The following is a 25,723-nucleotide window of genomic DNA, read 5'->3' on the forward strand; positions in this document are numbered from 1 at the left end:
ACAAAAAAGCCCTACTGATCCAATCAGTAGGGACGATATTTATCGCGGTACCACCCTAGTTGTAGACTTCTTTCGTCTACCTCTCTTCATTGTTAACGATCATCTGACCGTCTTTCCCTTCATAAAGACAATACTATCTTTACTACGAAAAAGATGCTCCAGGACTGTAATTCGCTCTTGTTTATGTACTGGTTTGCACCAACCACCAGCTCTCTGTTACAGGGAAACAACAACTACTGCTTTTCCTTTCAATGCATGACTATTTAATTTTCAAGTTGAACCACTAAAATACAAAAAGTCCCTACTGAATAAATCAGTAGGGACGATATTTATCGCGGTACCACCCTAGTTGTAGACTAACTTTCCGTCTACCTCTCTTCACTGTTAACGATCAATTGACCGCTTTTTCCTCATAAAGACAAACTATCTTTATTACGAAAAAGATGCTCCAAGACTGTAATTCATGATTATCCCTGTACTGGTTCACACCAACCACCAGCTCTCTGTTACAGTAAGACTAACCACTACTGTGATCTCTTCATTGCACTTTGTTTATTCAAATGTTTTTGAAATTGAATAAGTATGATTCGTATTATAGAACGCTTTTCAAAACACTGTCAACAACTTTTTATATATTTTTTAAAATTCCACTTTCGTCCTATAATTCTTTTTGTAAATCACCCATTACAATTCCTATGCGAATCATTTCATTTTCTAGTAAATGTAAAACATATTCCTCTACTTCATACTGAACTAATAATTCTTTTATTTGTATGATTTCTTTTTCAAATAAAACGGCTTCGTGACATGTTTGTAGTAAAATAAAAAACACATTTGCAAACATTTCTTTATGCGCTTTCATACTTTCTTTTTTATGAAGCATTTCAATCAATAACTGCTTCATTTCCTCACCTGTACATTTACCATGTACACTTGAAAATGCACGAGACATAATACATAATCCTTTTTCTAATATTTCATCCATGTATAAAATAATACGTAAAAGCATCACATATTCTCTCGCAGTTATCTCACCCATTTTTGGTCGTTCTCGCAAAAATACACTGAGCCAAGCTGTCCAAAACTTTTGTTGTTCTTTTACACTTAATGTTTTGACGTAATAGCATAAAAACTGCATAAACTTAATTTTATTTTCTTCATTTTCTAGTATGAGTAACGGGTATAACCAATCTGTTTTTTGCTCCCAATATAGTACACATTTAATAAATACAAAGCTAAGCCACTTCAAGAAAGCTTCTCTCGTATGCGGATGTAATACTTCCAAATGTTCTATCGCATACTTAATAAATCGCTTCATTTCTGTAAATAAAGGTAGATTTATTTGCGTGTAACATAAGCCGGCCCATGCATATTCCGTAATCTCATTTTGTTTTTTTAAATCTAAGTATGGTAACAAATATTTTCGGCACCATTGTTTTTCAATATGATATAGAAATGTAATATCTGCTATTAAACGAGCAAACATAAAGTTTGTTCGTTCCGAATTAACTCTTACTTGTTCTTCAAATAAAAATAAATATTCATATACATTACGATCGTATAAATGATCATATGATAACAACTTTAATAATACAGCCGTCATTTTTCCAACTGGATGCTGAATTGATTCATTATAAAAATCTTGTTTCCCAAGCTTAAAGTCTGTATCACTCTTCATAACTTGAGGAAACACTGAAAAAGCAAATCGTTTTACAACACGTATACTATTCTCTTCTAACTCTTCTAGTCGATTACTAATTTCATATAGAAAACTACTAATTAACCAATGAAAAGCAGTATTTCTAACAAATTTCTGCAATAGCGGAATAATTTTTTGGATTTGCTCATTCGTCATTCCTCGATTATTTCGCCATTCTCTAATACAAACAAACCATACTTCATTACTTATTTCTTGCACTCCTACTAATTGGTATGCAAATGAAATACTCCACTCTGTGTTTAATTTACACGCTTTTGATAACATCTCTAAAAAATGGCGTTGTTCAAAAACACCATCTTGCGAAAATTGCTGAACTTGCTTCATAATTTCAACATCTTTCAGCTGCAATAATCCGTCAGCAGTTACATTACAAGTAATGCTTTCTGCTGTATCTTCTTTCTTTTGTACACTGTATCGTTCAGAATGAAAATGAGGATGCTTTTGCTTCATTAACTCATACCCATTTGCCGTAGATGGGCTATTCGAATCACACTTGAATAATAAGTCTAATACGAGACATGCATCAAATACCCTCTCTTCTGTAAGATGCTTTATTACAGTTCGAGTGACTTCTTCTTTTGTTTTTTCTAAACAATGTGCATAATGCCTTTTTAAAAGTTGAAAAACTTCGTGTTTATAAGTGAAATCTAAAAGAAGTCCTTCATGTAACAACCATTTCATTTTGTCATCTACACGAACAAAAATATTTTTATTCATCGCATCAATTGCAATTCGCTTTTGAAGTACACTATTTGCTTCTATCATTTCTGTAATATAATAATCCGCTTTTTTCTCATTGTTTTCGCATAAATAAGTTAGACACTCTTTTACAATTCGTATTAAAAATGCAAGATCATTTTGATGAAACTCTTTCTCTACATTTTCCTTATTTCTTTTTTTCAGTGCCGTTTGTCTTAACGACAACATTCTCAATTTTTCTAATCCAATCATCATAATTGGAACAGCATAATAAGCGATATATGGCCTCATCTTTTCGTTCCAAATTTGCTCCACATGAGAAAATGTAGATACTGGTAAGCGACTCGATTCCTCGAGTTCTATTGATTCTTGCGTATCATTTCCCCATTTTCTTACACGTTTCAACTTCAGTTTTCCGTCTAAAATAAAAGTTAGTAACAATAAGGCAATTTCTTTATGCTCAGGAAAAGAACATTTTTGCAGTAACTTAGAAATCTTTTCTATAGAGCTACTATCTTTTTCAGCTGTTTCTAATAAAAGGAGTGTCCACCTTGCAAACAACAACGGGTCCATCTTACTCTTCGTTTCGTTTAAGTAGTTACAAATTGTTCTCCATAATAACGGTGATATTTTAGAGTAGTTTTTATAAATTAATTGAAATAATTCTTTCTGATGACTAAAAAGAAATTGTTCCACTAACCATTCTGCAAGTAATTCATCTACTTCATTATAGTTTGGCGTAAGCATAAACAAATTTTGTAATTTACCTTCTGCTTCTAACCATTCGACCCATTCATAATCATGAGCAAATTCCACAAAGTAACGAACTGTTTCAATTTTTTTAATCGATTGCTTTATGTATGATAATTGTTCCTGTTCTACTGACGGGGGAACCGTTACAATATCCCGAATACGCATTCTTTTCGTAATATAATTATCGCCCATTAATTCCGCCCAGCGTTTTACCGCTTTTACGAGGGATTGATGATTATTCACTTTATTCGGATACACAATTGGTCTTATCCCTAAATGTTCCCAGTGGTACGTATTTTCCCCTTGTGCGACAAAAGCAAATCGTCTTGTACTTGGTGGTAAACCAGTTGCTAAATATTTCATTACTGGGTCATTATGACTATATCCAACGAATAAAACGGTGTAATTTGAGAATAGATCAACTAAAAATCTTCTCGCCCACCCTTCTGTTAAGTAAGCCCTTCCAAAATCACCATCTGTTAAAATTAAAGCCTCTTTCTCCTGTTCTACATTACCATGTATGTAAGCAAGACCTTTAAAAGCTCTCCCAGTCGGTAAAGCTGGAGCGTAATAAACATTGATATCTCTATTTATTTCTTTAATTGCTGTTGTAAAATGTTGATCAAAATTTGTTGTTACAATGCGGATATCTGTATCTAAAGGAAATAGCCTTGGAATTGCATAATGCAATGGATTCGGTTTTGATTTCTCTATATGAACAAGATCTCTTGCGACTTGATGTACATCTTTTGTTTTCGCAATTTTACCAAGATAATAATCATGTGGTTCTGTTATTTCACGTTTTTCGACATATAACGTTTTTGCAATTTCATCAACTAAATCATCAAAATTCGGTAAGTTTGATTTCCCTTTCATGGAAACTCCCGCTCCAACAAATAACACTAACTTTCCTTGCTCAAGGTGATCAATTAACTCATCTGGAATTTCTACTTCTGAAGTAATCCACATCCTGGATTCCCCCTTACCTAAAAATGTCATACACTCTCATTTTACTATAACATTTTTTCATTGTTTTTATAATATTTAGACTAAATTCCGAACATGAAAAAGTTTTATGTAAATAAATCCGTTACAATGTATGAACTCCAGAATTTATTGAAAAACTATGTATAAATCGGAGGTGTAAATTTTGAATGATTTCACAGTAGTGCTTATCAAGTTTATATCGTGCATTATCGCATTTAGCATTGGGCTTGCTTTATTTTTCCCTGCAACGTTTGTTCAAATTATTTCATTCAGTCTCTTTGTTACAATCGTATCCTACATGTTCGTTGATAAAATCATTTTAAATCGAATTGGCAATACTGGTGCCATTATGTCGGATTTCTTATTAACATATTTAAGCGTATGGATTTTCGGTAATATTTTATTAGACAACTATATGCAAATTGCATGGGGCAGTATCCTTTCTGCCATCGTCTTCACTTTATCTGAAGTAATCGTTCATCGCTTCTCTAACTCTCATACAAGGCACAACAATGATAACATTCGTATTAATCGCCGCTTTGCATATGGTACAGAGTTTGCTGAAGAACAAAATATATTAGATAAAGATAAAAAAAAGTAACGTTTTGATGCAGGAGCGCCCTTTTTAATTATGTGGTGCTCCTTTTTTGTATTTTTTCATTATGGTACGTGAAATTATATAATCGATTATTTCAAAATACCGACTTACTAACAATATTTGACGCTATTTTTTCTAATGAAAAACTGCCTCTTATTTAGAGGCAGCCACTTTTAAGTCTTTTACTTCAACAACATCCGCAAACGCTTCCAATACTGCGTTATGATGTTTCACAATATCTTCAGCACGTAACACTTCTGTATTAAATGTACTATGTGCATCACTCACTAACGTTACTTTATATCCTTCACTACATGCTCTGCGCGTTGTCGTATCTACACAATACTCTGTTTGCATTCCCGAAAGAATAACGTGTTCAATTCCTTTCTCTTGTAACACTTCGCTTAAGTTTGTATTATGGAATGAATCTGGAGTCGTCTTTTCAACTATATTATCTCCTTCTTGCGGAGCGATGGCCGCATGGATTCGCCATCCATCCGTACCTTTTTCTAACGGATGGTCTTTAGGACCGTTATGTTGGATATAAATAACTGGAATATCATTTGAACGACATTCCATAATAAGCTCTTGCAATGTTTGTAAAAACTTTCCCCCATTATGTACTGGCATTCCAGCTGTATACATACCCGCTTGCACATCAATTACGATTAATGCTTTTTTCATTTCACACATCCCCCTTTGTTTGTATAAGCCATTATTATTGTTTATATTCCATCATCCAACAATCTTCTAATTTCCCCTCATGCAACTCATGTTCCTTTAAAATCTTTACTTTTTTAAATCCACTTTTTTCATAACACTTTATTGCTCGTTCATTATTTACTTTCGGATCCATTGCAATTGCTTCTGCTCCCATTTCACCCATAATATATGTAATTGCTGCCTGAACGAGTTTTGTTCCAATTCCCTTTCCCCAATAGGCTGGTTCACCGATAAATTGGTCCATACCCCATACATTTTGTGATTCTTTATAGCCATATAACGCTTTCCACTCTGAATCCACTGGGTACATTTGTATGTAACCAATCGGAACCGTATCAAATTCTATTAAACATCTTTTTTCATTACTGTTTGGACTATGTATAAAATGATCAAGCACCTTTTCTACAGATTGCGGATTATCTCGTCCTTCGTAATACCGCAGGACTGCTGGGTCCATTAACCATTTAGAAATGATAGATGCATCATCTTCCATTACGTATCTAATCAATAAACCTTCTTTTTGAAAAAGCATATTATACCTCTATTATTCCTTTATATTTTTTCTTGCTGTTACATCTTTCATTGCACCTACTAATGCATATGGTAGTAATGTAATCGCAAAAAATGCTGTAAATACGTTAAATTGCGGGATTGTATAGAGTGTGAACCATTCAGTGAAAAATTGAGAATTTAATATTCTATTAAAAAACTCTCCGCCTGGCCTAAAGTTTGGCGCCCACGCAGTGATTTCACACAAAATAAAGTGAAACTTTAATCAGTGGGGGTTTTGTTCATCCCCCACTGATTATCAGCCCTCACCAATCGGGCTTTTACGGGCAGTTGATCCCCCACCTAACTTCTTCGCTTTGGCTGAATTTTGAGGTGGGGGTCTTACTGCCCGTTAATGCGGGATAAACAGTAACTGAACAATAAAAAATGCCCCTAGATAACGAAACCAAGTCCGTTTCCATATAGGTTGTGCATTTTTTAATATATCCCCCATCTTACCCCCTCCTTAAATATCCATCATATTGATTATACACTTTCCTTACTTTATTTGTTAAAATTTTCTATATAATTAATAATGTTGGAGGGAATACATTATGTCTAATCCTATATTTACATCCACTTTAATCATTCTTAGAGGAAACTCCGCAAGTGGTAAAACAACGATTGCAAAACAACTACAAGAACATTTCGGACAAGGGACACTTTTAGTATCACAGGATGTTGTACGTAGAGATATGCTTAGAGTACACGACACAATGGGTAATTTATCACATGATTTACTATTTGAAATTACGAAGTACGGAAAAGGAAAATGTGAATTTGTTATTTTAGAAGGTATATTGAACAGTCATAGGTATGGTGAGATGTTAAAAGAATTAATTCGTTATTTTGATGAAAATGCATTTGCATATTACTTTGATTTATCATTAGAGGAAACTATTAGACGACATAACACAAGGGACAAACGACACGAATTTGGTGAAGATTCCCTACAAAAATGGTATAATTCGCACGATACTATTAAGGTTGCCAGAGAAACTATTTTTACAGATAACTTTACGCAAAAAGATATATTTGATGCAATTCTTAATGATGTTGCGATCAAAAAACAAGCCTAACATAATATGTTAGGCTTGTTATGTATTTTGTATTTCAGTTTTTATAATTAAACAATCTATACATAAATAATAGTATATATTCATTTCCCCAAACTGGAAATCAACTACTGAAATAAGTCCACGTTCCTCAATATCTTGAGTAATTGTAGCAACATATTTCATCTCTTTCGCACAAGTTGGACACGCCAAATCCTTTGGAAGATCATCATATAACGGTACCCCTAATAATCTACATACATATTCAGAACCGAACAAGTCAAAAGCTTCCCAGTAACTATCTTCATCTGTAGGTATATCTTCATTTTTCATATTTATAAGCTTTACCGTTGTTTTTGGTAATGAAGCTGGTAACTTAATTACAGATTTAGTAATAAGCCATTTAAAAATCCTATTATCCGTCTACTAAAAAAATAAAAGCCAGCCTCAATAAAGAGAACTGACTTCTATTTGGATAATTATTGTTATTATAAAATTTTCACTTTAACAGTTTGTCTTCCCCAATTCATAGCTTTACTTTTTGAACCCATTAAAACATCAATACGATTACCTTTAATTGCACTTCCAGTATCACCAGCGATAGCTTCTCCATAACCTTCTACCCATACTTTAGATCCTAATGGGATTACTTTCGGGTCAACTGCGATAATTCTTATATTCGGATTTGCCGTTAAATCATGCCCCATCGCAGTTAAAACGCGTCCACCATATGTACCATTTTCACTTGGATCAGCAGTATACGCTGTCGCTACTACCGTTAATTCACGTTTAGCAGACTGTATGTTGTTTTTAGATACTTCTTTCGCTCTCTCTTCTTCTTTAGCCTTTGCTATTTCTCTTGCTTTTTCTTCTTCTTTAGCCTTTGCTATTTCTCTTACTCTCTCTTCTTCTTTAGCCTTTGCTATTTCTCTTGCTTTCTCTTCTTCTTTAGCTTTTGCTATTTCTCTTGCTTTCTCTTCTTCTTTAGCTTTTGCTATTTCTCTTGCTTTCTCTTCTTCTTTAGCTTTTGCTATTTCTCTTGCTTTCTCTTCTTCTTTAGCTTTTGCTATTTCTCTTGCTTTCTCTTCTTCTTTAGCTTTTGCTATTTCTCTTGCTTTCTCTTCTTCTTTAGCTTTTGCTATTTCTTGTACTTTTTCTTCTTCTTTAGCTTTTACTATTTCTTGCGCTTTCGCTTCTTCTTTGACTTTTGCCTCTTCTTTGACTTTTGCTTCTTCTTTAGGCTTTACTATTTCTTGCACTTTCGCTTCTTCTTTGACTTTTGCTTCTTCTTTAGGCTTTACTATTTCTTGCACTTTCGCTTCTTCTTTGACTTTTGCCTCTTCTTTAGGCTTTACTATTTCTTGCGCTTTTACTTCTTCTTTGACTTTTGCTTCTTCTTTAGGCTTTACTATTTCTTGCACTTTCGCTTCTTCTTTAACTTTTACTTCTTCTTTGACTTTTACCTCTTCTTTAGGCTTTACTATTTCTTGTGCTTTCGTTGTTTCTTTCGCTTTTGCTACTTTCTGCGTCTTTACTTCTTTCTTTTCTTTAACTGATTTTTGTACTTTCGCTACTTGCTTCGTTTTCTCTTCGGTTTTCTTTTCAGTTGGTGCTGTACTTGATAGGAAAGAAACGTTTGCATAAGCAGTTTTTCCTTTATACTCAAATTGCAGCCATCCGTCTTTTACTTGATGCGTTGATTCAATTACATCATCTTTTTTTAGTCTGCCAAGAATTTCTGAATCCGTGTTTGCTTCAGTACGTACATTTAACAAATTCGCCGTTACATGATATACATCTTTTGTAAACTCCGAACTTACAAACACTTCTTTACCATTCAACTCAATTTTTGACCAGCCATCTTCGGTATTTATGACTTTTAACTCTTGCCCATTCTTTACTTTTTCGACCACTTTTGATTCTGTAGTCGGTTTTTCACGTACGTTAAGTACATCTGCTGTTACGATTGTTTCTGCGGTAGCAGTTGAGGTAAACGCCCCCAATCCAAAAATAGTTGCTGTTGCTGCGCCAATTACTTTTTTCATATTAGCCTCCATTATATTTTTTCGAATTTTATCAAATGTCTCCGTAAAACTGTATAATTTTACATAATATCAAAACATTTGCAACAGTATATTAATATTGTTTAATATACCGTTATTAAAACTCCTTACTCCAATACTATCAAATTCTCATTTCTAATTCTATATATTATAAATCTCCTTATCTTTTATAAAAGCTCCATGCTCTTCTTCACACTAAATAGTTGTAGCAATTCCCGCCAAAAATAAACTTACGATTGCTAAAATTTGAGTAGCGACAATAGCCCCTCTTAAATGAAACTTATAATCTTTATATCCTTTCATACCTTCCGTACTAGGAATCACAACAAACCTTGGAGTAATCCAGCAAAAAATTAGCCAATCAATTATAAGTAAATCTACTAAATTGAAAATCATTAAAATACCAAAATTGTGTAAATAGGCATCCATATACATTAACTTTTCATGCTTATGTAGTATATATGTAGAAACGAAAGGACTACCGAAAAGAATAGTATTATATACAATATTAAAATAAATGGTTTGCTTTTTTTCATGAATCGATTTTGGAAAAACTACTTTTTGAATATCTTTCGGATAATCAGTTAACGAAAGTCGAGGATTATAATATAAGGACCCTAAAATCATTACGGATAGTACAATAGACATGATGACACCAACGTACATCATTTGCTCAAATTGATTCATATGCTTCATTCACCCTTTTCTGTAATTACTATGATGGTCATTCACTTAATTACATATTGTATGTACGTACACAATCAAAAATTAACAACTAGCTTTAATAGCGAAGCAAAATTGTTGTAATGCAAATGCAAATTTAATACAGTGGAAGCCTAATTGATACAGATAGGATTGGTGAAACCTATGAAAATTGAACATATTGCAATTTGGGTAAATGACTTAAAATGTATGCGTGATTTTTATATGAAATACTTTAATGGTAAAGCAAACTCTTTATATCATAATAAAACGAAACAATTTGAATCTTATTTTATTACGTTCGAATCTGGAGCAAGACTTGAACTTATGCGTAAAAAAGGGATTGAAAATAAGCCTAATTTAAACATAACCGGCTATGCTCATATGGCTTTTTCTGTCGGTAGTGAAGAACGAGTGAATGAACTGACAAAGGTGATAAAAGATGCTGGTTATCCTTTATTAAATGGACCACGTTTTACTGGAGATGGCTATTATGAAAGTGTAATAGGCGATCCAGAAGGCAATCAAATAGAAATTACGATTTAACTTACATTGTACAAGCTGCAGCAGAACAGAAGTACATGATCCATTATGGGGTTTAAATGTAATTCAAAAAATGCTTAGGATTTCTCCGAAGCATTTTTTGTATGTTACTAATACATTTATTCCTTAACCATTTAGTCAATGCTTGAGCCTATGGTCCCTTCTTTTACAAGTGAGGGCGCCCCTATTAATCTAAATAAGCGTCTCGTTTCCAATCTTCCAGCTAAACCATCTCCCGTGTCCTTCTGTTTCTCCAACCGTTTCACGATATTCGTTTCCGTTAATATAATAATCAATATGAAGGTCACGATCCCACATGTTGTTATACAGGTGGAATACATCACGTTTTGCGCCAATTTCTTGTATTTGTTTTTCTAACTTATGTTTTACTTGTTCTGGTATTTGATTTGCAACATGTGTATGGAAAATACAAATAACAGCTTCTTCACTTATTTGTTCAATAATAGATGATAATAGCTCTACACCGTCTCCTTCTATTAATTGGACAGATTCATTTTTCACTAAAGATGCAGCTTGATCAAACATCTCAAGCCTTTCTTTATGTTCTGGCCAAATTAAAGCACGTAACCATAAATAATCTTCCTCATTATGTAAATCATTCACATGTAAGTCCAGTCCAATTCTTTCTACGACAGATGGGCTTTCTTTTAGAAAATGCGGTACATTCGTCCCTCTTATTTCAGAAGTTACATGCACATTTGAATTTATATTTCCGTACATTTCATCCGTCCCGTACGAATAACGATATTGGTCCCAGAACAGTTGCAACCCAGAACTTGTCCCAATTTCAATTAACGCTAACGGCTTCTTCACTTTGTTAAATATGTAGCAGAAACTTGGGTATAAGTATGCGCACCGTCTTACTTCATTTGTTTGAACGAGTTTCGTTTGTAACAAAGTAATGATTTCTTCGCGGTACTCTTTACAGAAATCTTTAAAATGATTAAAAGCTTTATCTAAATTTGTATCAGCATTTTCAACTAAACTACTATAATACGTTTTTAAATGATGTTCTTTCCCTGCTAGCAATAAATAATGTACTGCACCTAATAGTAAGTTTGGGACTGGTTGACCTACCTGAGCATAGGACGATAGTGTAAGTACTTCCTCATCTTCAGCAATTTTCATTGATAAATATTCATATAAATCACTTGATCCTTTACATTCCTTTATTGAAAAGTTTCGAAATAAGTTTGAAATTTGTTCTTTTGTACACATTAGAGTCCCTCCTTTTTATTTTTCAGAATAATCTTACCATTACAAAAAGAATAATCCCATAAAAAGGTACTCGATTTAGTCACTTAAGGATACGTAAGCTTTTTCGAGATAATTTCAAACTGTAATTTTTTTCTATTTACCACCTTAAAAGAGCTTGTTAAATAAGATTTTTAGCGAATAAAACGTTAAATAGTTTAAAATTATCAGATAACACTAGATATTTTAGTCTATTAATTATTATAATAGAGTATGAGATGGTTATATAATTGAGACAAAAAAGGTATACACCTAGGTGGGGCCTAGGCGGTGTTTCTCTTTTACGGCTTAGACATAGAAAACACCTACACTTTTTTGCCAATATAGGGGATGGAGAGATTATCATGAGCAACATGCAGCAAAAAACAGACGTTATCTTAATTGGTGCAGGAATTATGAGTGCAACGTTAGGCTCATTACTAAAAGAATTAGCACCAGAATGGGAAATTAAAGTTTTTGAAAAACTCGCAAGTGCCGGGGAAGAAAGCTCTAACGAATGGAATAATGCAGGTACAGGGCATTCTGCGCTATGCGAACTGAACTATACTTCCGAAAAAGCTGACGGATCTATAGATATTAGTAAGGCTGTAAAAGTGAATGAGCAATTCCAGCTTTCAAGACAATTTTGGGCATATCTTGTAAAGAGCAAATTAATTCGTAATCCACAAGATTTTATTATGCCACTACCTCATATGAGTTTAGTACAAGGGAAAAAAAATGTTGAGTTTCTAAAAAACCGTTTTGAAGCGCTTTCAAAAAATCCACTGTTTCAAGGAATGGAATTTTCTGATGCTCCTGAAACATTAAAAAAATGGCTTCCACTCATTATGGAAGGTCGCACATCTAATGAACCGATGGCGGCAACGAAGATTGACTCTGGAACAGATGTTAACTTCGGTGCATTAACACGTATGTTGTTTGATTACTTAAAAACAAAAAATGTCGAGCTAAACTACAAGCATAGTGTCGAAAATATTAAGCGCACGAAAAATGGTTTGTGGGAAGTAAAAGTACACGATATGAATAGTGGTAAAATTGAGCATCATACTGCTAAATTCGTCTTTATTGGCGGCGGTGGCGGTAGCCTACCTCTACTTCAAAAGACTGGTATCCCTGAATCAAAGCATATCGGTGGCTTCCCAGTAAGTGGACTATTTATGGTATGTAAAAACCAAAAAGTTGTAGAGCAGCATCATGCGAAAGTGTACGGTAAAGCTAAAGTTGGCGCTCCGCCAATGTCTGTACCTCATCTAGATACGAGATATATAGACAATAAAAAAGCTTTACTGTTTGGACCATTCGCAGGCTTCTCACCTAAATTCTTAAAAACTGGCTCAAATCTTGACTTAATCGGTTCTGTAAAACCGAATAATGTCTTAACGATGTTAGCCGCTGGTGTAAAAGAAATGGGACTTACAAAATACTTAATTCAGCAAGTTATGTTATCACATGAAAAACGTATGGAAGAATTACGCGAATTCATTCCGAACGCGAAAAGTGAAGATTGGGATATTGTAGTTGCTGGACAACGTGTACAAGTAATTAAAGATACTGATGCTGGCGGTAAAGGAACACTTCAATTTGGTACAGAAGTAGTAAGTGCAGCTGATGGCTCAATCGCCGCATTACTAGGCGCATCACCAGGTGCTTCTACTGCTGTTCACGTCATGCTCGAAGTATTAGAAAAATGTTTCCCAAGCCGCATGGTAGAATGGGAAGAAAAAATAAAAGAAATGATTCCTTCATATGGCATTTCACTAACTGAAAATCCAAGATTGTTCCAAGACCTTCACACTTCTACTGGTCGTACACTTGGATTAAACGAAAAAGAAACTGTTCATAATTAATGCAGAAATAAAAAAACGTCCGATATATTCGGACGTTTTTTTGTCTACTAAAAATTATACTTATCAATATTATCTTTCGTAAATACAACTCGTTCTGGTAATACGATAATTCCGTTCCCTTCTGCCTCATAATCATATCCTTGAATGGAGTTTGGCTCTACTTTCACTTTTCCAATTCCTTTTACTTCGAAGCTATCCCCTACTTTTAACTTCTTACCTTTTACAACAATTTCATTTGCTACATACGTTGCGAGAGCACCTTGTTGTTTTACATCCCATAAACCAAATTGTTGTACTGTTCCTCGTTTTACATAATCACGCATAACGTTCGGTGTAGAAAATCCAGTTACCACTACTTTTTTATCCATTTTTAAGTTTTCAGCTGCCTGCGCCATTGCTGGGAGTGCTGTTGCATCTGGACAAATAACTGCGTTAATATCTGGATACGTTTTTAATATGTTCTCCCCTACGGATAAAGATTTTTGTGCATTATTTTCACCGTACTGCGTCGTTACAATTTCCCAGTTCGGATATTTCTTTTTAATAATTTCTTTCGCTTTCGTTACCCATTGGTTTTGATCCGTTACTGTCGGGCTAGAATAAAAGAATGCTACTTTTCCTTTATCTCCAATTTGCTTAGAAGTCATTTCTATTAATAAGTTAGCAAGTTGGTCTGGTGTTCCTTGGCTTATATAAAAAGAACGATCTTTCGGATTCACATCAGAATCCCATGTTAAGACGGTCATTCCTTTTTTCTTAGCACGTTGTAGTGATTGCGATAAACCATCAACTGATGTAGAGGAAACCATAAGTGCATCATAGTTTTGGTTAATAAAATTATTTATATACTTTACTTGCCCTGATACACTCGCTTCAGACGGCCCATCATATTTCACTTGTACGCCTAGCTTCTCTCCCATCTCCTCTGCTCCTTCACCTCCCGATGTGAAGAAACCAACTCCTGTTAATTTCGGAATAAATGCAAATTTCACATCATCAGCCTTTTTCTTATCTGCCGTTTGGCTAGAACACGCAATTAAACCGATTAAACAAATACATACAATCAATACAATCCCTAGTTTTCTCTTCATGACATTTCCCCCTTATGCAAACTCTGTCTTTTCCCCGCTAAAAATTGATGTAATTTGAAATGTCTCATAATAACTGAAAGAATAAGGATAATACCTATTACTACATTGGATTGTTCATTTGTTAAACCCGTCATTTGCAAGCCATACTGCATGAGCCCAATGAAAATACTCGCCAGTACAGTACCGAAAATACTTCCTTTTCCACCTGTAATAAGTGTCCCGCCTAATACTACTGCTGTAATGATTGGTAATATTGTTTCGCTTCCTATATCAGCACGTGCAGAACCGAAATATGCAGTTAAGAAAGCTCCTCCTAATCCACCTCCTAACCCAGAAAGTATGTAAGCAATGATTACTACTTTCTTCGTCTTAATCCCGGTGTATTTTGCTGCATTTTCATTCGCGCCTGTTAATTTTACGTGGCGCCCATATATCGTTCGGTGAAACAAAATCGTGCATACAATTGTTAATAAAATAAGTAGCCATAATAAATTGGGTATTCCTATAAAACTACCATTTGCTAGTTGTACATAAGTATCAGGTAAACCGCTTATCCCTTCATATCCAGAAGCACCTGCCCCTCCTGAAATAACGAGTGCAATTCCTCCGTATAAAAACATCGTTCCGAGTGTAACGACTAGTGGTTCTACATCTGTCAATTTTATAATAAGCCCATTTAAAGCTCCTGCTAAGCAACTGACTATAAGTGCCATTATTACTGCTAGTAAAATATGAATTCCATTCATCCAAAACACACCAATTAAAATCGAGGTTAGCCCCATAATTGATCCTACAGATACGTCAATTCCTCCTGTTACAATAACGAAAGTCATTGGAATTGCCGCGATTGCTATGAATAGAAAATCATTTGTACTAAAAAGGAGATTACTAATATTTAAGAAATTGCTGTTTATAAAACTAAAGAGAATGAATTCTATAAGAAGTAATATGATTAACACACCTTCCCATCTGTAAAAATACTTCATAGATTCATTCTCCTTTCTGCTTTCCACTTCTTCATGACGCTATCTAATATGATAATAAGTAATAGTAAAAAACCTGAAATAGCATTATTCCAAAATGCTGGTATTTTTAAAAAGATAAGTGAACTGCTTATCACTTCTAAAAACAATGCTCCTAGTGCAGCTCCAAATATAGAACCTGTTCCTCCTTTTAGATGAATTCCTCCTAGCACAGCAGCTGCAATCACCTGTAGTTCCATTCCTGTACCAGTTTGATTTGGAACGAACCCGATATTCATAACAAATATGCAACCAGCGAGCGCAGCGCTTATGCCTGAAATCATAAACGCATATATCTTCACTTTATTAACAGGTATACCAATAAGCCTCGCGCCATCTTCATTATCACCTACCGCATAAAAGTATCTTCCCAATGGCACTTTTCTTAAAAAGAAGTATAGTAGTAGTAAAATAATAAGAACGAACCATACAGTTATAGGTAAACCAAGAATGATGATAGATGACAGCTGCTTAAAATCGTTTGGAATATCTTCAATCCACTTCCCGCCTGTGAAAATTAACATTGCACCTCTAACAATTCCTAACATGCCTAATGTCATAATAATGGCTGGTACCCGAAACTTCGCAACTCCAATACCATTTACGAAACCGATAATGGCCCCAAGTATAATAGCTACAAATATCGACAAGAATGCACTATACCCATTCGTTAACATCATTCCGCAAACTGCTGCACTTAATCCCATGCTTGAACCAACTGATACATCTATATTTTTCGTAAATAAGACGAACGATTGACCGATTGCTAGCACGACTAAAATAACGCTTGATTTCATCAGTAAAGATAACGAGGTAAATTGAATAAAACTAGGGTTTATCATCCCTACAATAGCTATATAAATTAGTAGTAACATTATGATAGACGTTTCGTGCATTTTATACATACGTTTCATTCCGTTACACCTCCGTATGCAAGGCGTGTAACTTCATTCACACTCAGTTGTTCTTTTTCCATATGAGAAACAAATCGCCCATTTCTCATTACATATACACGGTTTACTAATTGGATAATTTCTTCAACATCTGAAGAGATTAATAAAATTGCGAGTCCTTCCCTTTTCATTTTTTTTATCGTCTCATACACTTCAAGCCTTGCTTTCGCATCAATTCCGCGAGTCGGCTCATCAAGAATAATAATTTTAGGATTACATGCAAGATACTTCGCAAGCACGACCTTCTGCTGATTACCTCCTGATAAAGATGCCAATTCTTTATTCATATTCTGTACAACAATTCGGAACTGTTCTATAAACGAATTAACTAAAGCGCTTTCTTTTTCTTGATTTATAAAAAAGCGATTATTTTGATATAAACTTGCTGCTGCAATATTTTCTTTAACAGAAGCAATTGAGAAAATTCCATTCCTCACTCTATCCTCTGGCACATAAACTAGGCCTTCGTCTAGCCTTTTATGCAAAGAACACGTATCAATTGATTTTCCACCCAATAAGATAGACCCTGATTTTATAGTTTTCAATCCAAATATCGCTTCTGCTAATTCCGTTCTGCCAGATCCTATAATGCCAGCAACACCTACAACCTCACCCGCATGTACAGTGAATGATATATTTTCGAATGCGTGACCATTTATATCAACCACTTCTAATATTTTTTTCGTCTTTGCTGTCTCTTGAACTACTTCTATTTTCTCTTTCTGTTTATATCCTTTTGGCAATAGTCCCTCCATCAGCATGTCATATGTATAGTCACATACATCACCTTGGCTTACAACCATTCCATCACGTAGTATTGCTACTTTGTTGGCAATTTCAAATATTTCTGGAAAACGATGCGTAATATAAATCATCCCAATTCCTTTTTCTTGTAAACTTTTCATCAACACAAAAAGACTCTTAATTTCGTGTGTTGTTAATGTCGATGTTGGCTCATCTAGAATAAGAATCTCAGCTTCTCTTATTAATCCTCTAACGATTTCTACTAACTGTTGTTGCGCAATCGATAATGTTCCTCCTAGTTTATTAAGGGCAATATCCCATCCTAAGCTGCTAATCAATTGCTGAATCTGTACTTTTAGTTTCTTTTTCTTTTCTTTTAACCCGATACATATATTTTCTTCAATAGTCATATGCGGAAAAATGAGTGGTTCTTGCGGTATTAAATAAATACCTTTTCGGTGTGCTTCTGATGGATTTGAAAACTGTTGCTTCTTTCCTTTTACATACATCTCTCCATCATCATACGAATATAACCCCGTTAATATTTTCATTAATGTCGATTTCCCGGCGCCATTTCCACCAACTAAAGCGTATATATCACCATGCTCTACTTGTAAGTTCACTTCCTTTAGCACAAGTTGATTCGAAAACGCCTTACTCATTTTCTTCACTTGTAATAAGGGCACATTCTCCACATGATGTCACCTGCCTTTACCCAGAACATTTTTTAAGAAAATGATTATTTGTTCTACTTGTTTTGTAGCATTGTATATTCCTTTTTTTATATCTAGAACACTTTTTTCTACGTACTATTAATCGTTCCAACTGGAATAAACAAAATATATGGTACATATGTTTAAGCTGTGGTCAATTGTTGAAAGGGATGAAGAGTATGACTCAGCTGAACTTTGAAGAAAATTTATTAACTAAAGTAGCTTGGTACTATTATAAAGACCAATTAACACAACAGGAGATCGCGTCACTTCTTCATATTTCAAGAAATAAAGTCGTCCGGTTATTAGATAAGGCACGCAGTGAAGGTATCGTTACATTTCACGTAAAAGGAACCGGTTTGCATTGCTTGAGCATTGAACGTGACTTAATGAAAAAGTTCCACTTAAAAGATGCTTTCATTATCCCTACTCCAATAAACAATTATGCTACTTCTCTCGGAAAAGCCGCTGCACAATATTTAGAGACTCATCTCCAACAAGGTGATTTACTCGGCATCGGCTGGGGTGAAACGATAAGTAAAATGCTAGAAAACATTCATTTTGAAAGTTCTATCAACCTTTCAATCGTAACGCTAACAGGCGGGGTAAATCACTATCTCCCGAGAAAACAAAACTATTTACACTACATGCAAGGCGAACTTCACATTATCCCTACGCCGTTTCTAGCGTCTACAACCGAAATGGCACAAAGTATTCTATCAGAACCGAGTGTAAAAGATATGCTTCAAGTCGCTTCACTTGCTCATACGGCTGTTGTCGGTATTGGGGGATTATCTCAAGACGCTACGATTGTAAAAGAAGAAAAATTAACACTACGTGAGATGACATATATTCGTAATCAAAACGGTGCTGGCGATATTTTAGGACAGTTTTATAATACAAATGGTGAGTTATTAGAGCTCTCGCATCACAATCGTCTAATTGGCACGCCCCTCTCTATTTTACGCAATATGAATCATGTCGTCGGTGTTGCTGGAGGTACTGAAAAGATAGATGCAATTTATGGTGCCTTAAAAGGAAAGTTTATTCATTCATTAATTACCGATGAGGAAACTGCCCTCTCCTTATTACGAAAGGATGGTGATTGTTAATGTCCCATTTATTAGCTTTCGATGCTGGTACAGGGAGCATTCGAGCAGTTCTTTTTGATTTACATGGTAATCAAATTGCAGTAAGTCAAAAAGAATGGATTCACAAATCTGACCCTCGTTATCCAGGCTCTATGAACTTTGATGTAATAGAAAATTGGAAGCTAGTACAAGAATGTACGAAAGAGGTTCTTCAAAAAAGCAATACCCCTGCCTCTTCTATTCTTGCTATTAGCGCTACAAGTATGCGAGAAGGTTTTGTTTTATATGATAAACATGGGCAAGAAATATGGGCATGTGCAAATGTTGATGGCCGTGCATCCGCTGAAGTTAGTGAGCTAAAAGAAATCCGCTCACATCTTGAAAAAGATTTATACAGAAAATCTGGGCAAACTTTTTCATTGGGTGCTTTACCACGTCTACTTTGGATTAAAAAACATGAACCAGACGTCTATAGCAATATTCACTCCTTTACGATGTTAAATGATTGGATTTTGTATAAATTAAGCGGCGTACTGCAAATCGACCCTTCCAACGGTTGTACGTCCGGAATCTTTGATTTACAAAATAGGAATTGGGATAACGATGTCGCTAAAGAGTGTGGTATAAATTTGCCATTTTCACCAAAAGTAAATGAAGCTGGCACTGTGATTGGTAATGTTTCAAAAGAGTGTGCAACACTAACTGGTTTACTTGAAGGGATTCCTGTCGTCGCTGGCGGCGGTGATGCTCAAATGGCAGCACTCGGGACTGGAGTCGTAAACCCAAATCAAACTTTAATATGCGGCGGCAGCTTTTGGCAACAAGAAGTGAATGTTACTGAGCCAATAACAGATCCACATGCTGCAATTCGAGTAAATTGTCACGTCGTTCCGAACCTATGGCAATATGAAACAATCGCCTTTTTCCCAGGTCTCGTTATGCGCTGGTTTCGAGACGCTTTTTGCCAAGAAGAAAAGAAACTTGCTGACAAACTCGGTGTAGATGCTTATGAATTATTAGAAGAACAAGCGAAAGACGTACCTGTCGGTTCATATGGTATTATCCCTACTTTTTCAAACGTTATGAACTACATTTCTTGGCGTCATGCCGCACCTTCTTTTTTAAATTTAAGTTTAGACGCTGACAAATGCGGAAAAAAAGAACTGTTTCGTGCTATTGAAGAAAATGCTGCCTTCGTTACACTTGGTAACTTAAAATTAATAGAAAATCTCACAGGAACATTCCCTTCTGAAGTCATTTTTGCTGGCGGTGCTGCTAAAGGAAAACTATGGCCACAAATTCTAGCGGACGTCCTTGGTATTCCTGTAAAAGTACCCGTTGTGAAAGAAGCAGCTTCTTTAGGAACTGCGATTGCTGCTGGAGTTGGCGCTGGAATATATACATCTCTGGAAGAGACTGCCGAACAATTTGTACAGTGGGAAAATACATTTGAACCAATCACTGAAAATCACGAGCTATACAAGGAATTCTATGAAACATGGAAAACCGTGTATAGCAGTCAACTCGTATTAGCTGATAAAGGACTTACAACACATATGTGGATTGCGCCTGGTGCACTGTAACACATTTACATAAAGGAGTGAACTGTATGTTAAAAGCGAATGAAAATGATTTCTCCTATCGCTTCGGTGATAACGGGCCGAAATATTTAATACAAGGCCCGAATATTGATCTTGGTCTTGTTGTCATTCAGCCTGGGCAAGAGTTTCAAAATCATTACCATACAACGTGTGAAGAAGTTTTTTATGCGTTAGAAGGTGAAATAGACTTCTATGTAAATAACGAAAGAGTTCCGATTAAACAAGGTGATGTCCTGCAAGTTCGCCCTCATGAATCTCACTATCTGATTAACCATTCTGACAAACCTTTTAAAGCAGTTTTTATTAAGTCACCACATTTACCAAATAAAGATACAGTACAAATGGAAAATCCAACATTAACGAAGGAGTGATTTGGAATGACTTGGGGATTTAAAAATCGATTAAATACAATTTTACCTGATGGCAGAGCGGTAATGTTAGCGATAGATCACGGCTACTTTTTAGGGCCAATTCACGGGCTAGAACAACCACTTGAAACAGTAAAAAACTTACTTCCTTACACGGATTCTCTCTTTTTAACGCGTGGTGTACTTAGCTCCTGTATTCCTGAAAACTGCAGCACACCGATGGTTATGCGTGTATCTGGCGGCGCTACTGTCGTCGGTAAAGATTTAGCGAATGAAACAATTGTTACACCTGTGAAAGAAGCAGTAAAACAAAACGCAATTGGCGTTGGCGTTTCTGTTTTCATTGGATCAGACTATGAAACACAAACTGTTACAAATCTCGCAAATGTAGTTTCTGAAGCTCATGATTACGGCCTGCCAGTACTCGGCATTACCGCAGTCGCAAAAGAATTACAAAAACGTGAAGCTCGCTTTCTAGCACTTGCTTCCCGCGTATGTGTTGAAATGGGTGCTGATATTATTAAAACGTATTACTGCGAAGGATTCGAAAAAATAACGAGCACATGCCCTGCCCCAGTAGTCATCGCGGGCGGCCCCAAACTAGATTCAATTGAAGACGCATTAAACATTACGTACAATGCGTTGCAAGAAGGCGCAATTGGAGTAGACATGGGCCGAAACATATGGCAATCCGAGCACCCAGCTGCGATGATCCAAGCAATACATGGCATTGTAAAAAATGGATTGAATGTGAAAGAGGCACTTGAACTTTATGATGATGTGAAGAATTAATGTGAAAAGACAGACTATTTATTAGTCTGTCTTTTTTACTTTACAGTGAAACTTTCATAATCCTTCTTCTAATATGATACATACTTAAATTCTATACACCTTCAAATGATTACTCTTGATGATTACTATTAAGCTTTGAAACGTTGATAAGCCGATTTCGATGATTTCACATAATAAACCGCATGATCCACATTAATAATATGATCTGGTTTTGGTTTACCACGTCCCGCTCTATGTCCAGCTAAGTGTTCTTCACTTGTTTCCCAGTTTTTCCATGCTTCTTCCGATTCCCAGCGAATCATTACGACAACTTCTTCGTCACCGCGTCTTACTTTTTTAACGAGAACACTTAAATCGATGAATCCTTCAAATTTTTCAATTATGCCTTCTCCAGTAAAACGTTCTACAACTATATTTGATGTACCTTCTTTTACTGTAAATGTTTTCGTTTCGATAAACATATATCCCACTCCCTCTTCGTAATACGAATACTAGTATTCTTCTATTATAATTGATTATGATAATTATTTTCAATTGTAAAGTTTTAATTTTTTGAATTATGCTGATTTCTTTTCTATCGCCTCATCTAAAAATTTGAAATATGGAAGTAACATCCCTATTAAAGAGGTGACACATATAATTGCACCGATAATTAAATATAGCACTCTTACTCCCCACATTTCACTCAATATTCCCCCTACTAACACACCTAACGGCATAGCGGATCGTATGAAAAATAAACGCACTGAAAATACTTGTCCTATCATATTATTCGGCACGGTTTGTTGGCATATTGTTGTGTTATGAACATTGAAAAATGCAATACAAATCCCTGCTATTACTTCAATTATTATTGCAATGATAATACTATGATTGAACCCTAATGAAATGTATGTGAGCCCCCCTATAAACAATCCTCCAAGCATAAGTATACGCCGGCTTTTATATGTTACTTTTCCGACTACTACTGATCCAATTACGTAGCCAAGTGGAAAACCTGCCATAAAATAGCCGTACTCTGCATATCCCGCTAACAGCTCGTCTTTTATATAAGGAAGATTTGTGACCATCGTTACCCCTACTCCAAACTGCACGAAAGTAAGAAATATACCGAGCCAAACGATGATTGGTTTTGTAAAAAAATATGTAAAACCTTGAAGAAATTGTTCTAGCCACGTTTTTCGTATATCTGTTGTAGTTCTCTTTTCTTTTATATAAAGTAAGAAAGCACCACTAACAAATAGACAAATACATACGAAAGATAATGTAAGTTCTGTTCCAATGAAATGAATTACTACTCCACCTAATACTGGCGCAAGAAACATCATGAGACGAGTCATTCCATCAATATACGCATTTGCGTCTTGAAGTTGTCCTTGACTTACAATGCTCGGTGTAATTGCCTGACTCGCAGGTGTATAAAGAGGTGTAATAAGTCCCACTACAATTTGAACAACATAAATGTGCCAAACTTCTATACTACCTGTAACTAGCATCACCAAAGGTAATAAGAATACGGATGCCCGTATCCATTGTGAAAAAATCATAATCCACTTCCGGCTCCATTTATCAATAAATGGGCCACTTATTAATTGCAGTATGAGTGATGGGATGAAATATAATAGCCACATACTACTTAAAGCCATTTCCGATCCTGTTAACTCATATACTAGAATTGAATTACATAACGTTCCGAAAGCCCCTCCTAATTCTGAGATTGCACTACCAATCCACATGAAAAAGAAAGAACGATTTTTCAATATATTTTTCAATTTCACACACCAACTTTTCTTTTATATTCCTCCCTTTATGTACATTCCCGTTGTTAATTATCTATTCAAAAACATATCTAATTCTTTCGCTAAAGACTGTACTGCTTTCTTTCTTAATACATATTTTCCGTCATGTATATCAACTAACTTCGCTGCACGTAACAATTTCAAATGATGGTGTACAGTCGATTTACCAAGCTGTAATCTTTCCGTTATTTCCTGTAATGTACGTTCTTTTTCAAACAACATTTTTACAATTCGCAATCTCGCTTCATCTCCAAGAGCCTTATGTTTTTGAACTAAAAAATAATTCGGTTCATACGGATCTTCAGGATGAATACTTTCATTCGCAACTGGATAATGAAATACTTTTGTATCATCAATATCCGCTTCAATATTCCACGGTCTGTACGTCATTTGCGGGATAAGAAGCACGTGATGAACACTTGGTTCTGGCATATAGTTAATGCCACCAGTAGCCCACTCAACAAACTCTTCTGGTTTCATCTTTTTATTCATTTCATTTTTTGCTTCATAATCTCGTTTTAATATAGAAAGTATTTGTTCTTCCTCTCTTTTAATAACACTCTCATACCAACCTGTCATAACAGCGATTAAATGCGATTTCAGCACTTGTACATCTACATTACATATAAAGCTAATATAAGTAGAAAAAAACTGATGATTATCTGTTAGTTCCTTTAGTTCGTGTATTGCACATACAACTCCCGTTGCAGCTAAACGTCTTTTCTCTTCATACTTCTTTCCTAAAAACGGTAAACATATAAATTTCAAATCTTCTTCTGAAAGTGAATCAATTTTAAACTTAAACTGCGATAAATCTTGAAAATCCTCTTCATACAATAACTGGAGTAATGCTTTCCACGTATTATGTTCTTCTACAAACTGTAAGTGTTCTCTCATTTCTTCTGTTAATGCTTCCTTAATTTCTTCCCATTCACTTTGAGTCTTTTCAAGTGTATCAATTAACCTTTTATGAGTAATCGCAGCAATGCCAAGTGCACATTCGAAAAGTATCGAATATTTCACCTGAACGTTGTATGTTTCCCTTTTTCTGCTCGTTATGTGATAGACCTCCATTTTTATCCCCTCCTTGTTTGCTATATAACATATTCTATTTTTATCGAATTTTACCTTCTATATTTTTAGAACCGTTTTGCAATTTTAAAAAAACTTTGATCAATGAGCAAACAGAAAAAGGTTTATACTCTTTTCATTCTGACTCAATGAAAGCCTTGATTATTAAAAATGAAGTTTTTTAATGACTCTGTTATAAGTTGTATTTCACTCTCTTGTTCAACTATAGAGAAGGTTTATTGAAGAGAAAAGCGAATTGATTTTATTAAGAAAAATGAACAGGAGGCTATAAGAATGGGAAGAAAAGAAATGTTGCAAAATGGAGTCCAACAAGTTTTTTACGAGGAAGAATGGTACCCACCGATATCTGAAGCGTTAAAAAATCTTACTGCTGAACAAGCATGTTGGAAACCAGAAGGTGCTGCCAGTAATACGATTTGGGAAAATGTGAACCATTTATTAATTTTTAAAGAGCGCTTACTTTCCCGCTTACATGAAGATAATACATTTGTTGCTCCACAAAATAATGATGAAACCTTTATCCAAGGTGAGCCTAATGATGATAACGCTTGGCAACAAACAGTAAAGCGAACACTTCAAGTACATGATGCCTTACAATCTTCATTAACCGCCCTTCAAGAAGCAGAACTAGATCAACTAAGTCCTTCTCTACCAGTTTGGCAACAATATATGAATATCCTTTTGCATGATGCTTATCATACAGGACAAATTATACAGCTTCGGAAACTTCAAGGTTCATGGCCAACTCACCGTTCTTATTTATAAAGTGAAACTTTAATCAGCTCTTACCAATCGGGATTTTGCGGGCAGCCCACTCCCACCTAACTTCTTTGCTTTCCCTGAATTTTGAGGTAAAAGTCTTACTGCCCGTTAATCCGAGATAAACGATGTTTAAAATCGCATACGTTTAATATCCAACAAAGCAATTGAAAATAGCTACTTG

General features: G+C 35.1%; 23 protein-coding genes, 2 pseudogenes and 2 other annotated features. Of the genes and pseudogenes, 9 read left to right on the forward strand and 16 right to left on the reverse strand.

Annotated elements, in window-relative coordinates:
* Positions 1–25 precede the first annotated feature (25 nt).
* Positions 26–261: a binding site (T-box leader), on the reverse strand.
* A gap of 54 nt (positions 262–315) precedes the next feature.
* Positions 316–551: a binding site (T-box leader), on the reverse strand.
* Between the two features lie 107 nt (positions 552–658).
* Positions 659–4,141, reverse strand: coding sequence for a DUF4020 domain-containing protein (locus MHB52_RS15020; protein ID WP_016118106.1), 3,483 nt, complete (start codon positions 4,139–4,141; stop codon positions 659–661).
* 181 nt (positions 4,142–4,322) lie between these two features.
* On the opposite strand from MHB52_RS15020, the gene MHB52_RS15025 reads away from it, so the two are divergent.
* Complete coding sequence (locus MHB52_RS15025) at positions 4,323–4,760, forward strand: YndM family protein (protein ID WP_000997702.1); 438 nt, start codon at positions 4,323–4,325, stop codon at positions 4,758–4,760.
* 150 nt (positions 4,761–4,910) lie between these two features.
* Here the strand turns inward: MHB52_RS15025 and MHB52_RS15030 are convergent, their stop codons facing one another.
* The 4 genes and pseudogenes from MHB52_RS15030 to MHB52_RS15045 form a co-directional block, all read right to left on the reverse strand.
* Positions 4,911–5,441 carry a cysteine hydrolase family protein gene (locus MHB52_RS15030; RefSeq protein ID WP_016118107.1) on the reverse strand — a complete coding sequence of 177 codons (531 nt, stop codon included), beginning with the start codon at positions 5,439–5,441 and terminating at the stop codon, positions 4,911–4,913.
* A gap of 34 nt (positions 5,442–5,475) precedes the next feature.
* The gene (locus tag MHB52_RS15035) at positions 5,476–6,012 is read right to left on the reverse strand and encodes a GNAT family N-acetyltransferase (protein WP_016118108.1); all 537 of its coding nucleotides are present in this window, start codon (positions 6,010–6,012) and stop codon (positions 5,476–5,478) included.
* 12 nt (positions 6,013–6,024) lie between these two features.
* Positions 6,025–6,243, reverse strand: a pseudogene (locus MHB52_RS15040) (YfzA family protein); the annotation flags it as partial.
* 138 nt (positions 6,244–6,381) lie between these two features.
* Positions 6,382–6,483: a YfzA family protein gene (locus MHB52_RS15045; RefSeq protein ID WP_000502344.1), complete on the reverse strand. Its 102-nt coding sequence runs from the start codon at positions 6,481–6,483 to the stop codon at positions 6,382–6,384.
* Positions 6,484–6,583: 100 nt separating this feature from the next.
* On the opposite strand from MHB52_RS15045, the gene MHB52_RS15050 reads away from it, so the two are divergent.
* Positions 6,584–7,108, forward strand: coding sequence for a kinase (locus tag MHB52_RS15050; RefSeq protein WP_016118109.1), 525 nt, complete (start codon positions 6,584–6,586; stop codon positions 7,106–7,108).
* Between the two features lie 18 nt (positions 7,109–7,126).
* Here the strand turns inward: MHB52_RS15050 and MHB52_RS15055 are convergent.
* From MHB52_RS15055 to MHB52_RS15065, 3 genes and pseudogenes are all read right to left on the reverse strand, one after another.
* Positions 7,127–7,462: pseudogene (locus MHB52_RS15055) on the reverse strand (hypothetical protein); the annotation flags it as partial.
* Between the two features lie 110 nt (positions 7,463–7,572).
* A complete protein-coding gene (gene entB, locus MHB52_RS15060; RefSeq protein ID WP_340767730.1) occupies positions 7,573–9,129 on the reverse strand; it encodes a cell wall-binding protein EntB in 1,557 nt (518 codons plus the stop codon).
* Positions 9,130–9,342: 213 nt separating this feature from the next.
* Positions 9,343–9,834, reverse strand: coding sequence for a hypothetical protein (locus tag MHB52_RS15065; protein WP_061664871.1), 492 nt, complete (start codon positions 9,832–9,834; stop codon positions 9,343–9,345).
* A 180-nt stretch (positions 9,835–10,014) separates the two neighbouring features.
* Between MHB52_RS15065 and MHB52_RS15070 the strand changes: the two genes are divergently transcribed.
* Positions 10,015–10,395, forward strand: coding sequence for a VOC family protein (locus MHB52_RS15070; protein ID WP_061664870.1), 381 nt, complete (start codon positions 10,015–10,017; stop codon positions 10,393–10,395).
* Positions 10,396–10,584: 189 nt separating this feature from the next.
* On the opposite strand, the gene MHB52_RS15075 is transcribed toward MHB52_RS15070, so the two are convergent.
* Positions 10,585–11,631 carry a DUF2332 domain-containing protein gene (locus MHB52_RS15075; RefSeq protein WP_061664869.1) on the reverse strand — a complete coding sequence of 349 codons (1,047 nt, stop codon included), beginning with the start codon at positions 11,629–11,631 and terminating at the stop codon, positions 10,585–10,587.
* A gap of 380 nt (positions 11,632–12,011) precedes the next feature.
* Here MHB52_RS15075 and MHB52_RS15080 point away from each other — a divergent pair, with 380 nt between their 5' ends.
* Positions 12,012–13,514, forward strand: coding sequence for a malate:quinone oxidoreductase (locus MHB52_RS15080; RefSeq protein WP_061664868.1), 1,503 nt, complete (start codon positions 12,012–12,014; stop codon positions 13,512–13,514).
* A 47-nt stretch (positions 13,515–13,561) separates the two neighbouring features.
* On the opposite strand, the gene lsrB is transcribed toward MHB52_RS15080, so the two are convergent.
* Genes lsrB through MHB52_RS15100 form a run of 4 tightly spaced genes read right to left on the reverse strand, consistent with a single transcriptional unit; the run spans position 13,562 to position 18,019 of the window.
* Positions 13,562–14,605 (reverse strand): autoinducer 2 ABC transporter substrate-binding protein LsrB, encoded by a 1,044-nt coding sequence (lsrB, locus tag MHB52_RS15085; protein WP_061664867.1) that lies wholly within the window; start codon positions 14,603–14,605, stop codon positions 13,562–13,564.
* Complete coding sequence (locus MHB52_RS15090; RefSeq protein ID WP_000873530.1) at positions 14,602–15,591, reverse strand: ABC transporter permease; 990 nt, start codon at positions 15,589–15,591, stop codon at positions 14,602–14,604. The genes lsrB and MHB52_RS15090 overlap by 4 nt, the downstream gene beginning before the upstream one ends.
* Positions 15,588–16,541, reverse strand: a complete 954-nt coding sequence (locus MHB52_RS15095; protein WP_025117862.1) for an ABC transporter permease subunit — start codon at positions 16,539–16,541, stop codon at positions 15,588–15,590. The genes MHB52_RS15090 and MHB52_RS15095 overlap by 4 nt, the downstream gene beginning before the upstream one ends.
* A complete protein-coding gene (locus MHB52_RS15100) occupies positions 16,538–18,019 on the reverse strand; it encodes a sugar ABC transporter ATP-binding protein (protein WP_061664866.1) in 1,482 nt (493 codons plus the stop codon). Before MHB52_RS15100 ends, MHB52_RS15095 begins: the two co-directional genes overlap by 4 nt.
* A 197-nt stretch (positions 18,020–18,216) precedes the next feature.
* Between MHB52_RS15100 and MHB52_RS15105 the strand changes: the two genes are divergently transcribed.
* The 4 genes from MHB52_RS15105 to lsrF are packed head-to-tail and all read left to right on the forward strand — an operon-like array spanning position 18,217 to position 21,889.
* Positions 18,217–19,149: a sugar-binding transcriptional regulator gene (locus MHB52_RS15105; protein ID WP_061664865.1), complete on the forward strand. Its 933-nt coding sequence runs from the start codon at positions 18,217–18,219 to the stop codon at positions 19,147–19,149.
* On the forward strand, positions 19,149–20,711 hold the full coding sequence (gene lsrK, locus MHB52_RS15110; RefSeq protein ID WP_000018818.1) for an autoinducer-2 kinase: 1,563 nt from the start codon (positions 19,149–19,151) through the stop codon (positions 20,709–20,711). Before MHB52_RS15105 ends, lsrK begins: the two co-directional genes overlap by 1 nt.
* Before the next feature lie 26 nt (positions 20,712–20,737).
* The gene (locus MHB52_RS15115; protein ID WP_000909984.1) at positions 20,738–21,100 is read left to right on the forward strand and encodes a cupin domain-containing protein; all 363 of its coding nucleotides are present in this window, start codon (positions 20,738–20,740) and stop codon (positions 21,098–21,100) included.
* 6 nt (positions 21,101–21,106) lie between these two features.
* On the forward strand, positions 21,107–21,889 hold the full coding sequence (lsrF, locus tag MHB52_RS15120) for a 3-hydroxy-5-phosphonooxypentane-2,4-dione thiolase (RefSeq protein ID WP_000219770.1): 783 nt from the start codon (positions 21,107–21,109) through the stop codon (positions 21,887–21,889).
* 128 nt (positions 21,890–22,017) lie between these two features.
* Here lsrF and hmoA read toward each other — a convergent pair whose 3' ends face one another.
* From hmoA to MHB52_RS15135, 3 genes are all read right to left on the reverse strand, one after another.
* On the reverse strand, positions 22,018–22,350 hold the full coding sequence (gene hmoA, locus MHB52_RS15125) for a heme-degrading monooxygenase HmoA (protein ID WP_000469499.1): 333 nt from the start codon (positions 22,348–22,350) through the stop codon (positions 22,018–22,020).
* Between the two features lie 96 nt (positions 22,351–22,446).
* Positions 22,447–23,667 (reverse strand): MFS transporter, encoded by a 1,221-nt coding sequence (locus tag MHB52_RS15130; RefSeq protein WP_000769179.1) that lies wholly within the window; start codon positions 23,665–23,667, stop codon positions 22,447–22,449.
* Positions 23,668–23,718: 51 nt separating this feature from the next.
* Positions 23,719–24,762 carry an ArsR/SmtB family transcription factor gene (locus tag MHB52_RS15135; RefSeq protein WP_000454577.1) on the reverse strand — a complete coding sequence of 348 codons (1,044 nt, stop codon included), beginning with the start codon at positions 24,760–24,762 and terminating at the stop codon, positions 23,719–23,721.
* Between the two features lie 291 nt (positions 24,763–25,053).
* Between MHB52_RS15135 and MHB52_RS15140 the strand changes: the two genes are divergently transcribed.
* Complete coding sequence (locus tag MHB52_RS15140; protein WP_000532722.1) at positions 25,054–25,545, forward strand: DinB family protein; 492 nt, start codon at positions 25,054–25,056, stop codon at positions 25,543–25,545.
* Positions 25,546–25,723 lie beyond the last annotated feature (178 nt).

It is taken from the genome of Bacillus sp. FSL K6-0073, assembly GCF_038006085.1.
GTDB lineage: Bacteria > Bacillota > Bacilli > Bacillales > Bacillaceae_G > Bacillus_A > Bacillus_A cereus.